This is a genomic window from Corynebacterium drakensteinense, assembly GCF_041224285.1.
In the GTDB taxonomy this organism is placed as follows: Bacteria; Actinomycetota; Actinomycetes; order Mycobacteriales; family Mycobacteriaceae; genus Corynebacterium.
Window position 1 is genome coordinate 94,827 of the sequence record NZ_JAXOFP010000007.1, and the last position, 13,216, is coordinate 108,042.

General features: G+C 58.9%; 10 protein-coding genes and 1 pseudogene. 6 read left to right on the plus strand and 5 right to left on the minus strand.

The window, feature by feature from the left end; genetic code table 11:
* Positions 1-309 precede the first annotated feature (309 nt).
* Positions 310-3,186, plus strand: coding sequence for an ATP-dependent Clp protease ATP-binding subunit (locus tag U1140_RS05725; protein ID WP_369846577.1), 2,877 nt, complete (start codon positions 310-312; stop codon positions 3,184-3,186).
* Positions 3,187-3,347: 161 nt separating this feature from the next.
* Here the strand turns inward: U1140_RS05725 and U1140_RS05730 are convergent, their stop codons facing one another.
* From U1140_RS05730 to U1140_RS05740, 3 genes are all read right to left on the minus strand, one after another.
* Positions 3,348-4,754 carry a lipase family protein gene (locus U1140_RS05730; RefSeq protein WP_369846578.1) on the minus strand — a complete coding sequence of 469 codons (1,407 nt, stop codon included), beginning with the start codon at positions 4,752-4,754 and terminating at the stop codon, positions 3,348-3,350.
* A gap of 613 nt (positions 4,755-5,367) precedes the next feature.
* Positions 5,368-5,898, minus strand: a complete 531-nt coding sequence (locus tag U1140_RS05735; protein ID WP_369846579.1) for a hypothetical protein — start codon at positions 5,896-5,898, stop codon at positions 5,368-5,370.
* Positions 5,899-5,993: 95 nt separating this feature from the next.
* On the minus strand, positions 5,994-6,878 hold the full coding sequence (locus U1140_RS05740) for an HhH-GPD family protein (RefSeq protein ID WP_369846606.1): 885 nt from the start codon (positions 6,876-6,878) through the stop codon (positions 5,994-5,996).
* A 95-nt stretch (positions 6,879-6,973) separates the two neighbouring features.
* On the opposite strand from U1140_RS05740, the gene U1140_RS05745 reads away from it, so the two are divergent.
* Both U1140_RS05745 and U1140_RS05750 read left to right on the plus strand, forming a co-directional pair.
* Complete coding sequence (locus U1140_RS05745) at positions 6,974-7,591, plus strand: carbonic anhydrase (protein WP_259816333.1); 618 nt, start codon at positions 6,974-6,976, stop codon at positions 7,589-7,591.
* A 79-nt stretch (positions 7,592-7,670) separates the two neighbouring features.
* Positions 7,671-8,456, plus strand: coding sequence for a hypothetical protein (locus tag U1140_RS05750; RefSeq protein ID WP_369846580.1), 786 nt, complete (start codon positions 7,671-7,673; stop codon positions 8,454-8,456).
* A 60-nt stretch (positions 8,457-8,516) separates the two neighbouring features.
* Here U1140_RS05750 and U1140_RS05755 read toward each other — a convergent pair whose 3' ends face one another.
* Positions 8,517-10,079, minus strand: coding sequence for a DNA repair protein RadA (locus tag U1140_RS05755; protein ID WP_369846581.1), 1,563 nt, complete (start codon positions 10,077-10,079; stop codon positions 8,517-8,519).
* A gap of 122 nt (positions 10,080-10,201) precedes the next feature.
* On the minus strand, positions 10,202-10,867 hold the full coding sequence (locus U1140_RS05760; protein WP_369846607.1) for a hypothetical protein: 666 nt from the start codon (positions 10,865-10,867) through the stop codon (positions 10,202-10,204).
* 278 nt (positions 10,868-11,145) lie between these two features.
* Between U1140_RS05760 and U1140_RS05765 the strand changes: the two genes are divergently transcribed.
* The 3 genes and pseudogenes from U1140_RS05765 (at position 11,146) to ispF (ending at position 13,201) form a co-directional block, all read left to right on the plus strand.
* Entirely contained in the window at positions 11,146-11,730 is a 585-nt protein-coding gene (locus U1140_RS05765) for a CarD family transcriptional regulator (RefSeq protein ID WP_369846583.1), read from the plus strand.
* A pseudogene (locus U1140_RS05770) lies at positions 11,717-12,532 on the plus strand (IspD/TarI family cytidylyltransferase); the annotation flags it as partial. The gene U1140_RS05765 and the pseudogene U1140_RS05770, both read left to right, overlap by 14 nt.
* Positions 12,533-12,724: 192 nt before the next feature.
* Complete coding sequence (ispF, locus tag U1140_RS05775) at positions 12,725-13,201, plus strand: 2-C-methyl-D-erythritol 2,4-cyclodiphosphate synthase (protein ID WP_306515119.1); 477 nt, start codon at positions 12,725-12,727, stop codon at positions 13,199-13,201.
* Positions 13,202-13,216 lie beyond the last annotated feature (15 nt).

Consider the following 13,216-nt stretch of genomic DNA (forward strand, 5'->3'; position numbering starts at 1 on the left):
TGATCGCAGAGCTTACTCAGCTCACACAACGTTTTGCCTGATACGAGCAAACTGTAGAAAGCTCTAGAAAGCTGCTGCAGAAGGCTGTAGAAGGTTAAGGCGGCGTTTCGGAAATCTCCACTCCGAGCGCCGCCTTTTGCTATTGGCCGGTGATAACAAAATGCCTGTTCGCTATTGGCGAACAGGCATTTGACCTGCAATAACTCGTCGAAAAGCAGAACGGGGTCGCGAAACGGGAAGGGTTGGTGATAGTTGCGCGTTATGGTGGGTGGAACATAACGCAAATCGGTTAGGGAGAACTAAGAGCACATGTTTGAACGGTTTACGGACCGAGCTCGCCGCGTCATCGTCTTGGCGCAAGAAGAAGCTCGCATGCTTAACCACAACTACATCGGAACCGAGCACATTCTGCTCGGCTTGATCCACGAGGGTGAAGGGGTGGCAGCCAAAGCCCTGGAATCCATGGGGATCTCCTTAGACGATGTCCGCAATGAGGTCGAAGAGATCATCGGCCAGGGCTCCCAACCACACAGTGGGCACATCCCATTTACTCCACGCGCAAAGAAGGTCCTGGAACTTTCCCTGCGCGAAGGCCTACAGATGGGCCACAAATACATTGGCACAGAGTTCCTGCTGCTCGGCTTGATCCGTGAGGGTGAAGGTGTTGCAGCCCAGGTATTGACCAAGCTGGGTGCTGATCTGCCACGTGTGCGTCAGCAGGTTATTCAGCTGCTGTCTGGTTACGAAGGCGGCAACCAGGATGGCTCCGGTAGCGGTTCTGCAGGCGCGCCGGGTGGCGGTGGACTGGCCGGCGCTGGTGCTGGCCCATCCATGGGCGGCGGCTCTGGCGGGGGCGGCAAAGGCGACCGCTCCAACTCGCTGGTGCTGGATCAGTTCGGCCGTAACCTCACCCAGGCTGCCAAGGAAGGCAAGCTGGACCCAGTCGTCGGCCGTGATTCTGAGGTCGAGCGCATCATGCAGGTGCTCTCGCGCCGCACGAAGAACAACCCGGTGCTGATCGGTGAACCTGGTGTCGGTAAAACGGCCGTCGTTGAGGGCTTGGCGCTAGATATCGTTAACGGCAAGGTTCCAGAAACGCTGAAAGACAAGCAGCTGTACTCGCTGGACCTGGGTTCGCTGATTGCCGGTTCTCGTTACCGTGGTGACTTTGAAGAACGCCTGAAGAAGGTTCTGAAAGAGATCAACCAGCGCGGTGACATCATCTTGTTCATCGACGAGATCCACAACCTGGTTGGTGCCGGTGCCGCAGAAGGCGCTATCGATGCTGCATCGTTGCTGAAACCGAAACTGGCGCGCGGTGAACTGCAGACCATCGGTGCTACCACCCTGGAGGAATACCGCAAGCACATCGAAAAGGATGCGGCACTGGAGCGTCGTTTCCAGCCGGTCAAGGTCGAAGAACCATCCCTGGAAGATACCGTGCTCATCCTGAAGGGGCTGCGCGATAAGTACGAGGCACACCACCGTGTGTCCTACACCGATGATGCGCTAGAGGCAGCGGCGAAGCTGGCGCACCGTTACATCAATGACCGCTTCTTGCCAGATAAGGCCGTCGACTTGCTCGACGAGGCCGGCGCTCGCATGCGCATCAAGCGCTTGATCGCTCCGGATAGCCTGCGTGAGGTTGATGAGCGCATTGCGGAAGTTCGACGCGACAAGGAGGCTGCCATTGACGGCCAGGACTTCGAAAAGGCTGCTCGTTTACGCGATAGCGAGCGCAAGCTGAACGAAGAGCGCGCGGAGAAAGAAAAGGCGTGGCGCGAAAACGACCTGGAAGATATTGCCGAGGTCGGCGAGGACCAGATCGCTGATGTGCTTTCGCACTGGACCGGTATCCCGGCGTTGCGTATGACGGAGGCAGAGTCCAACCGTCTGCTCAACATGGAAGAAGAGCTGCACAAGCGCATTATCGGCCAGAACGAAGCCGTCAAGGCGGTCTCCCGTGCGATCCGTCGTACCCGCGCGGGTTTGAAGGATCCGAACCGTCCTTCTGGTTCCTTCATCTTCGCCGGACCATCCGGTGTGGGTAAAACGGAGCTGTCGAAGTCGCTGGCGAACTACCTGTTCGGCAACGATGACGATCTGATCCAGATCGACATGTCGGAATTCCACGACCGCTTCACGGCGTCCCGCCTGTTCGGTGCCCCTCCGGGATACGTTGGCCACGAAGAAGGCGGCCAGTTGACCGAGAAGGTTCGCCGCAAGCCATTTTCCGTGGTGCTTTTCGACGAGATCGAGAAGGCGCACAAGGAGATCTACAACACCTTGCTGCAGGTGCTGGAAGAAGGACGTTTGACCGACGGTCAGGGCCGTGAGGTCGACTTCAAGAACACCGTGCTGATCTTCACCTCGAACCTGGGTACCTCGGATATCTCCAAGGCCGTTGGTTTGGGCTTCTCCTCTGAATCAGAGGCGGACCCAGATACGCGCTATGAGCGGATGAAGAACAAGGTCGACGAAGAGCTGAAGAAGCACTTCCGTCCAGAGTTTTTGAACCGTATCGATGAGACCGTGGTCTTCCACCAGTTGACCCAGGAACAGATCGTCGAGATGGTCGACTTGTTGATCGGCCGTGTTGCCAAGCAGCTGCAGGACCGCGACATGGATATCGAGCTATCCGAGAACGCGAAGAAGCTGCTGGCTCGCCGCGGTTTCGATCCTGTATTGGGTGCACGTCCGTTGCGCCGTACCATTCAGCGGGAGATCGAAGATCCAATGTCGGAGAAGATCTTGTTCGGTGAGCTTGGTGCCGGCGAGATCGTGTCCGTTGACGTGGAAGATTTCGACGAGGACAACAAGAAGAAGGGCACTTTCACCTTCAGCCCACGTCCGAAGCCGCTGCCGGAAGACGAGTTCGGCGAGCTGGATGAAGACGACGTGCGCGAAGTCGATGCCCCTGTTGCCGCAGATGACGCAGATAGCAACGACGACGACAACAATGACGGCAAGGGTGGCTCCGGTGGATCCGGCGACGACAACTCGGACGATCAGCCGGGAACCGTGGGTGACCCGAACGGTCAACCAGATACACTGAGTCCAGACTTGCCAAACTCCGGTGATTCTGGTGCGCTGCTGGAACGCCCTGAAGACGAGCGTGGCGATGATGATTCGGATGATTCCGATGGCCCATCTGGCCCGCAGCCGCAACCACAGCGTGACCAATAAAAAGCCAGTGGCGCTGGTGGCGCCGCCCGTGCTGGGTGGTGCTGCTAGAGCCCGTTGCCTAGCGGATGTGAAAACAGCCGCCGCATAACGAAGCTGGCCTGCTCCTCACTATGAGGTAGCAGGCCAGCTTTTGTCATGATGGCAGGGGCTAGTGCTAGCGTTTAAAACGTCCCGCAGCTGTTGCCCGGCTGGATAGCGTTGAAACGATCCGTCAAGTAGCGCAAGCCAGCTGGCATATCGCTAAACAATGGCAGCGCGTGGTTCGCACCTGGCTTGAGATTCGGCAAAATTGGTGGCACGTCGGTGCTGAGGAATTCAATTTCCCCGCCGTGGGCACAATAATTGCGTGCCATTTCTGCAGCTTGCCCGTGCGGAATGATGTCATCGTTACCCGAGTTGGAAACCAGCATCGGCCCCGAAATCGGCCGATTGCCCAGCTTCTGCGCATCGATCATTGCGCCAAGTTCGGTTCGGCGGTTAATGATTTCGGAAAAGGATTCCCCACTGTTGGTTAGCGTACGGGTATCGGTAAAAGCCCAGTTGATGGTGCCGTCGCCGATGCAGCTGATTTCTGCATCAGCCAAAAAGCGCTTGCCTTCGTCGTTGAATTCTTCGTCGATGAGAGAGCGCAGCTCTGGGGTGCGCTCCAGGTAGCCGTTAAGGGTGTAGCCCAGGACCGCCACGATGGACGAACCGTCGACAGCTTCAAGCACCTGGCGCAGATCCGCAGGAGGAGCTCCCGCAAAAGTGCCCACCAAGTTCAGCTCTGGGGCATAGCTAGCCTTGTGCTCAGCAGCTGCTGCGACGGCGCCGCCACCCTGAGAATATCCAGCGAATCCGACTGGGGAATCAGCAGGTACACCGGCAGCTTGTAAGCCTGCACGCGCTGCATCGAGTACCGCGTGGGCTTCTTCGACGGAATTCACGTACGTGTGCGCGCCTGGGCTGCCCAGGCCGATGTAATCGGTGCTAATAATGCGGATGCCGGTGAGGTTCGCGAGGTATTGCAGCGGAAGCTCGTAGTTAGCATTGGCGCTCAGATACGGTTGCCCAACGGCGTTGTTTTGCAGGTGGAATGCCGAAAACAGATCTGGTGTCACTGACGGTGCACATTGATCGCCAGCACCGCGGGTGCCGGGCGCCATCACGATGGTCGGGGTTGGCCCGTTGCCTTGCCAAGGTGTAGTTGGCTCGATGACATAACCGGTAACGTCGACTGGCGCACCGTTGGAATCTTGCGAAGCGTAGCGGATGCGCTGCGCATATCCGGGTAGCTGTGGCCCGACGATGTTGAGCAGGTGGGGAGCTGGGGTGGCTTCCAGCAATGTGCCTGGCGTTGGACCAGTTGGCGACGCCACGGGAGCAGTGGTGGCGGAATCAGGAACCACTGCTTCATCGGCATGTGCTGCGGAAGCGCCAGCTGAGGTTAAAAGTCCTGCGGCCATGAAACTGGCGGCAGCTAAGCTGAAGCCTTTACGGATGCTGTTGCTAATGCCGGTGCGAGTCGGCGTGGCAGAGTCGGCATCGGTACTACTCTTTTGTTTAGAAAAGTGTGATTTAAAATACATGACGGCAAGCTTAAACGTAAAGGTCCAATTAATCACCCTCTTGTAATTTTATCGGCACCCCCATTTTGAGGGGGTGACTTCACATGGGTGCCCTGTGATTAACACGAGTTATCTGTAGTTTCAGGTGATTCTAGTTTGAGTTGGGTCTAGGCGAGATCCCAAACATCATCCGCGTGCCGTAGCTTGTGGATACTTGTGTACCGCTGTCTTCGAACAAATGCTGAAGATCTGCCATCGCGGTCGTTTTTTGAGTGGTGCCGGAAGCCTTACATGCGAGGGGTCTGGCGGCTGGGAGAGGATGAAAACTTGGTATTTTCCATGTGTCCAGTCGCAATCCAGTCCGTTTTGCATTATTTTGCCAAGTTTTCTGTCATCACGGCTGGGGCTATCCATTAGACGATTGGCCTCAGTATGGTTCCAGACAACATTGTCGTAGCGTCTTTTGATGGCCGGGATTTCCTGTTGAATTTCCCGGTTTGCGTAAAACGCAATATGTTTCGTCTTTTGGAAATAGCGGCCTGCTTGGCATATATATGCTCGTGAATTTTGATAAAAATCCCATGCTTTCGTAGTGGGAACGACTACCGTATCCAATGGTGTAATTGGCCGGTTTTTACTTACTTGTACCGTCCGGTCCACGCTTTTCATCCAGGTTGCGAAATTTTCTAATCTGCTCGGTGAGAGCTGTGATTTCTTTGCGGCGTTTAGTACCGTTTGGGAACGCTTCATACAAAGAATCACGCCATAATTGTTCATACTTTGATCCGAACCATCCGGTCCAGAAACCCAGGGGTAACCCGGCGATGATCTGGTCCCGCGTTTCTTCTCCTATAGGACGAAGCTGGCGGCGGACTTTTTCTAGCGTGTCTTTTTGAGCATCATAAAATGGGGGAAAGAGAAACCAAGGGATCCCATTGAATTCCTCTGCAACTGTCTTGGCAAGTCGCCTATCTATGGCATGACGGAGCAGAACTTCAAGGTATGAGAGTTGTTCAAGAGCTGCGCCTGCCATTTGAGCGTTCCAATTGTAAAGCTGTAGCGTTTTTGCTGAGTCGTCCTCTGCTGCAAAGCGAAATGGGCGAAGTCTCGGTTCCGGGAGACTTTCTAAAACGAGTTTGGGATCGATTCTATTTTGATCATCCATATTCTAATGCTACAATGACAGACGAACGCCCCGGTGATGCCTCTGCCAAGTGCAAGCACCCGGGGCTCCGTTATTTCCGTTATTGCAGTGCAGCTCTACTCCGGAAGCGCGAATCCGCCACCGCCAGGAACTTCGCGCACCAAACCGTCGGCAAGCAAAGACCGCAACGCCCGCTCCCGCTGCTCATCTTTCGGCCACACCACGTCGATTTCCGGCTTGGGGACGGGCTCGGAAGCCTCCCGCAACACTGCCATGATCTTGCCGCGCACCTGCCGGTCGGTGCCCGCGAATTTCTGCACCCGCTTTTTCTGCGCAGCCATCTCCGATTCACTCGGCGCTGGCGAACCAGCGCGCACCCACGCGCAACCGGCACGCAGCGGACACACTGAACACTGCGGTGAGCGCGCCGTGCACACCAACGCGCCGAGCTCCATCAAAGCGACAGAAGTTCGTGGCCCGGAACCGTCGGCAAGCAACGCACCCACTTGCCGTAACTGCTTTTTCGCTGGCTGTGGCGCCAGAAACTGCCCCTGCCAAGCGCGTTCATAAACCCGGCGCACGTTGGTATCCACCACCGGAACATTCTGCCCGAAAGCAAAACACGCCACCGCCCGCGCGGTGTAATCCCCAATGCCGGGAAGCGCCAACAGCGCGTCAACATCCCGTGGCACCTCGCCGTCGTGACGCTCCACAATCGCCTGCGCGCACTCCCACAAACGCAGTGCGCGCCGCGGATACCCCAACCGGCCCCACGCGCGCAGCACATCAGCCTGACTAGCGGCGGCAAGGGCAGCAGGGGTGGGCCACCGGTCCATCCATTCCAGCCACTGCGGGGCGACGCGGGCGACCGGGGTTTGTTGGCTCATGACCTCAGAAACCAACACGCCCCACGCGGTGGTTTCCGCAGCGCGCCACGGTAAGTCACGGCCATTGTCGTCGTACCAATCCCGCAGGTCAGGTAGAAGCGCGGTGGCATCCAGTTCGATGGATGTTTGGGCGCTTCGCTTTGATTCCGTGTGCGCGTCCGAGTGATTCGTCATCGCGCATAGTTTAGGACAAAATAGAAGCTGTGAGTATGCAGAATGTGGCCAAGACTCCGCAGGCAGTGTGGGAGGCCCTTCGGGAGGGCAATGAGCGGTTTATGGCGAACCGTTCCGAGCGGCCAAATCAGGACCCGGAATACCGTTCGTTGTTGAGTGTGGGCCAGTCGCCGCGCGTAGTAATCTTTTCGTGCTCGGACTCGCGTGTGCCCGTCGAAATGGTCTTTGACCTAGGGCTTGGCGACGCCTTTGTGATCCGAACCGCCGGGCAAATCATTGATAGCTCGATCATTGCTTCGGTGGAATACGCCATTGAGAAATTCGACGTCAACCTGCTGGTAGTCATGGGGCACGAATCCTGTGGTGCGGTGCGCGCCACCATGGAATTTGCCGAAGGTGGTTCTGCACCAAACGGCTTCCAGCGCACCATCGTCGAGCGTGTACTGATGTCCGTGACAGAGGCCAACAAGCGCGGTCTGGTTACCCGCGAGGACGTCGAACGCCAGCACATCACCGAGACCGTGTACCAGCTGATGGCCCGCGCTCCGGGGCTGGGTCAGGGGTTGATCCGCCAGTCGATGGGGATCGTGGGCCTGCGCTATAACTTGAGCGAGGGCAGGGTAGAGCCGGTTGTTCTTAATGGCGTGCACTAGCTGTGTATGTACGGTCTGGTGCTAGGACACGCGTTGTCCTTGCGCCCAGTGGCTGCGGATTCGTTATAAATTAGGAATTGTGACTTCCCCAAGACAACCCCGCCTGCCCGAAGAAATCTACCGGCGCCGCCGCATCGCTGGCCTGGCAATCGCTATTGTGGTCGTGCTGTTGCTGGTGTGGTTCTTCAGTGCCGTCTTTGGCGGCAACGACGACCAGAACGCGCAGTCCACGGCAGATTCCTCGGCTGCTAACCAGACCGCGACCGCCACCGCGGCGCGTGAAGATAAAGACGCTACGGATAAAGATGCCGACGACGCAGCCAACGACAGCGCGGCGAAAGAAGCCGACGACATCGACGCCGCCGACGACGCCAAGCAGGCGGACCGCCCGCGCAAGGATGAAGACAAAAACTCGGCCGATGAGCGCCCATCGCCGTATGCCGAAGCCGATGAAACCACTGCTGCTGCCAGCACCTGCGATCTGCACAATTTGCGCGTGACGGCCAACAGCAACCAGGCATACTACGGCCCAGGGGAGCAGCCTTCGTTCTACATGTCTATCGACAACCCCACTGAGCACGACTGCACGGTGAACTTGGACGAGAACCCGTTGCGTTTCGAAGTTTATGACCTCAACACCAACCACCGCATGTGGGCGGATACCGACTGCTACCCGGCGGTAATCACCGGTGAGCAGGAATTCAAGGCTGGGCAAACCCGCCACTTCGAAGCCGTGTGGTCGCGTACCAACTCCGCGCCGGGCGAGTGCAACCACCGCCCAGCTACCCCTGCAGGCAACTACTTCCTGCACGCTGTCGTTGGCGATAACGCCTCCGACGCACTTACCTTCGCGCTGCGGGCCTAGGGGATAGCGGCATGTTTGCGCTGGCGGTGGCGGCTAACCGTAAAGGCCTACCCGCAGCGGCTAACCGCGCAGTTCACGCACCACGGCTAGTGCCTGGCGCAGGGTGCTGACGCTGCGCAGATCCAGCCCGTCGGCCGCTAAATCTCGTGCCAGAGCGCGGTCTTCTGCGTCGTTGCGGCTTGGGGCAACGGCGCAGCGATAACCGATACGCGCGGCTTCTTGCAGGCGCCGTTTCAAATTCGGCACCGTGCGCAATTCGCCGGCCAGACCGATTTCTCCAATGAACACGGTCTTGGCCGGCAGCGGTGTTTCATGCAGCGATGACCACGTCGCCAGTGCCACCGCTAGATCCGTGGCGGTTTCTGTAATACGCACCCCACCGACGGTGGCGACGTAGGCGTCTTTTTCATTGGTGCGCTCACCGGCACGCGCCTGCAGCACAGCCAGAACCAGCGGAATGCGGTTTTGATCTAGTCCGGTGACTACTCGGCGAGGGTTCTTGGCGACGGGATCTACCGTCAGTGATTGTACTTCTGCCACCAGCGGGCGCACCCCATCCATGGCGACGGTGACCGCGGAACCGTTGGGTGTCGCGCCGTGGTGGGATAGGAACAGCCCGGATGGGTCGGCAACTTCGCGGATACCGTCGGCGGTTTGTTCAAAACAGCCGACCTCGTCGGTGGCGCCGAAGCGGTTTTTAATTCCGCGCAGCATCCGCAGGCTGGACTGGCGTTCGCCTTCAAAGTTGAGCACGACATCCACCAGATGCTCCAGCACGCGGGGGCCGGCGACGTTGCCGTCTTTGGTTACGTGCCCGACCAGCAAGATCGGAATGCCCGTGGTCTTGGCCAGGGTGGTCAGCGCCGCGGTTACAGCCCGTGATTGGGCGACCCCACCGGCTACGCCTTCCACGCCGCTAGCCTGCATGGTTTGCACGGAATCGACGATGATGAGTGACGGACGGAGCGCCTCAACCTGGGCAAAGACCACATCCAGGTCTGATTCTGCAGCCAGGTATAGCGTGGGGGAAAGCCCGCCGGTACGTTTGGCACGGGAATAAACTTGCGCTGCGGATTCTTCTGCAGTCACATACAACGCCGTGCGGGTGGCAGGCTGTGCTTGCTGGTCTGCAGCGCTTTCAGTAGCGGCGACGAAGCTTTCTCCGCTATCTGCCTGGGGTTCTGGTTCTTGGCTCCAGCGTGCGGCGACTTCCAACAGCAAAGTAGATTTACCCACCCCCGGCTCACCAGCCATTAACACCACAGAACCGGCGACGATGCCATCGCCAAGCACCCGGTCTAACTCCCCGATCCCGGTGTGCATGCTGCGGGCCGAGCTAGCCGAAATCTGCGTGATCGGCACCGCCGCGCTGCTGGGCGTAAGGCCGCCGCGAGAGTTCTTTCCGCTGTTGCTGCGGCGACCAGCTCCACCGCCGAAACCGCCCCCGCGCGCTCCGCCACCCGCGGCATCGGAACCCAAGCCGCTGGCTGCGCTGGCAGAAAAAAGTGGGGCCGTTTCTTCCAACGTGCCCCACGAACCGCATTCCGGGCAGCGCCCCAACCATTTCGGGGAGGAATAGCCGCATTCGGAACAGGTGTGAATAGCCCGCTGTTTTTTCGCCATGTCTTTATCCTAAGACAGCGGCCGCACACGCAACCCACCAGCAGGGCTAAATTCGAACAATAAATCGAATGGATTGAGTGTTTGATGCTTAGCGCCAAAGGTCTGGCGCTAGCAGCCAACGCTTAGTGGCTGTGATCGCCTTCGTTGTGGGAGTGACCGCTGTGGTCATCGCCGTGGTCGCCGTGGCCGTGGGAATCGCGGCTGATCGAACCGTCACCGCGTGGGGCGTAGCCTTCTTCCCAGTCGCGGTCGTGTTCGCCGGTGACCAGTGGAGCAGCAGAAACTGCAGCATCAACGGTGATCGTTGCGTTGTCGAAGACGAATTCGACTTCGCGGCTTCCGCCGGGAGCGAAGTCATCGTTTTCCAGAGTGGTTTCGAGGTACTGGATGCAACCGCTTTCTGCCTGCGGGGTGTCCTTCAAAGCCAGCGCGCTATCACCAAAGACCGTACAGCCCGATTCGATAGGGTCCAGCGAGTCCACGGAGACTTCATTTCCGTCGACCGAAATCGATTGCAGGGTGTGTGCCTTCATCGATGGGTCTTGGTTGGTGGCGGTGAACTTCAGGGCAGCGGCGTTGTCGTCCAGCAGGATGGTGACGTCACGTACAGAAAGCTCGTTGTTTTCGCTGTCGGCGCTCTGGCCGTCGACGGTCGCGACCTGCGAAGACGTCTGGGTGATGTGGCCAGCCGAGCAGGCAGCCAGGGTCAGGGCAGCCAGGGCGGCAGCGGACATGGTTCCGCCGCGACGAACAACAGATTTCAGGGACGTCACTGTGGGGTCCTCCAACAACTCATCGAGCACAAAGAATTTTCAGACTTTACCTTAGCCGTTTACCCCCGGTTGCACACAGTTTCTGGTTTCCTTCGCATCACCCGGCGGGACATTCGGGGGCAAACTTTTTATGGGTGCTTGTCGACGCTCGCTGTGGTTGGCGGATTTAGTCAGGCTGAAACGTTCTCGTGCGGCCCGTTCTGGGTGTGCGATTCGCGATCCCGCTCGTCGTCAAGCATGCCTGCCGTGTTAAACTGACGGATTGAAGTCTGCCTGTTAAGCGAGGAGTGGGAATGGAAATCAAGGTCGGCGAGGTTGTTGTCTACCCGCACCACGGCGCGGCGAAGGTCGAAGCCATTGAAACGCGCGAGATGGGCGGGGAGACGCTTGAATACGTCGTGCTTTCCATCAACCAATCTGACCTGGTTGTCCGCGTGCCATCGAAAAACGTCGAGCGCGTCGGTGTGCGCGATGTCGTTGGCAAGGAAGGCCTGGAGAAGGTCTTTTCTGTGCTGCGCGAAACCGACGTGGAAGAAGCCGGCAATTGGTCGCGGCGTTACAAAGCCAATCAGGAGCGCCTGGCATCCGGTGATATTAACCAGGTAGCTGAAGTCGTACGCGATTTGTGGCGACGTGATCAAGACCGCGGCCTTTCCGCAGGTGAAAAGCGCATGCTGGTCAAAGCGCGCCAGATCCTGGTGGGTGAACTCGCGCTGGCTGGGCCCGTCGATGATGCCAAGGCCGATAAGATGCTCGCCGAAGTCGATGCCACCATCGAGCGCCACCGCGCAGCTGGTCTGACCGGCACTTCCGGCCCGGAGGTAGACACCAAGGTCGATGTTGACTTGGACGACCTCAGCTTCGATGACGAAGATTAATCCCGCTGTGTCTGCTAACCCTGCCCCAGTAATCGCCATCGTGGCTGCTGCCGGGCAGGGTCATCGTTTAGGCGCCGAAAAACCGAAAGCATTCGTCGAACTTGCTGGGAAGACCCTGCTCGAGCGCACGATTAACTCGCTGCAGGCAACCGGGCTTGTCGACGAGATCATCGTCGTGGCTGCCCCAGACAAGCTTGACGACGCCGCCGCAGTGCTCGAACGCTGTGAAGGCTGCGCGGAACGCTCTGCTGGTAGTACCGGCGTTGGAGTTGGCACCAACGCGAGCATCCCGAAACTGCGCTTGGTGCCGGGACGTGGTGAACGCGTCGATTCCGTGATGGCCGGATTGGAAGCCATTTCGGTACCCGCGGCGGATCTAATCGGCGCTCGTGCTGCCGACCCGGTGGTTTTAGTTCACGATGCTGCTCGCGCGCTGACTCCGCCCGAGATGATCACTCGCGTGATCGCCGCGGTGCGCGAGGGCGCTGCCGGAGTAATTCCGGTGGTGCCAGTGGTCGATACCATCAAAACTGTTGCAAGCAGCGCTAGCGGCGAACCTGCTGGCGACCACGACGGCAAGCCCGGCGGCGAGCTGCGCGTCGGCAAGACCGTGGACCGCAGCGAATTGCGGGCCGCACAAACCCCACAAGGCTTTCGGTATAGCGCGCTGCTGTCCGCCAACGAGACGTATTTCGCCAGAGTACAAGCAGAAAAAGAAGCCGGAGCCACAAGCTTCGTCCCGACCGATGATGCTTCGTTGCTGGAATGGCAGGGCGTGCCAGTCATCTGCGTGGCTGGCGATGAGCGCGCTCTGAAAATCACCACCCCCAAAGATCTGCTGCTGGCGCAGGCGTATCTGCGTGAAAGCGCGGAAGCGCCCGCGGCATCGCGCCCGGACTCCGCGCAATCCAGCGCGCAGCACCCGGACTCCGCGCAATCCAGCGCGCAACCGCAGCAAACCACTGCGCAGCCACAGCAATCTCAACCCGCTGCGATGCCCGTCCCGCGTGTGGGCATTGCGAGCGACGCCCACCAAATCGAGGCCGGTAAACCGTGCTGGATCGCCGGGCTGCTTTTCGACGGCGTCGATGGCTGCGAAGGGCACTCCGATGGCGACGTCGTCTCGCACGCGATGGTCGATGCTTTGTTGTCTGCGTCTGGCCTGGGTGATCTCGGTTCATTCGTTGGCGTCGGCAGGCCAGAATATGCCAACGTGTCCGGGGCGCAGCTTTTGCGCGAGGTCCGCGAGCTTCTCGATGACAATGACTTCCAGATCGGCAACGTCGCGGTGCAGCTGATCGGGCAGACTCCGAAATTCAGTCCGCGCCGTGAAGAAGCCCAGCAAGTCTTATCTGAGCTGCTCGGCGCACCAGTTTCGGTATCAGCGACGACGACGGATCACCTGGGTTTTACCGGCCGCGAGGAAGGCCGCGCGGCAATCGCGAACGCGGTGGTATGGCGCGCTAACTAGTGCGCGCGGCAGTGC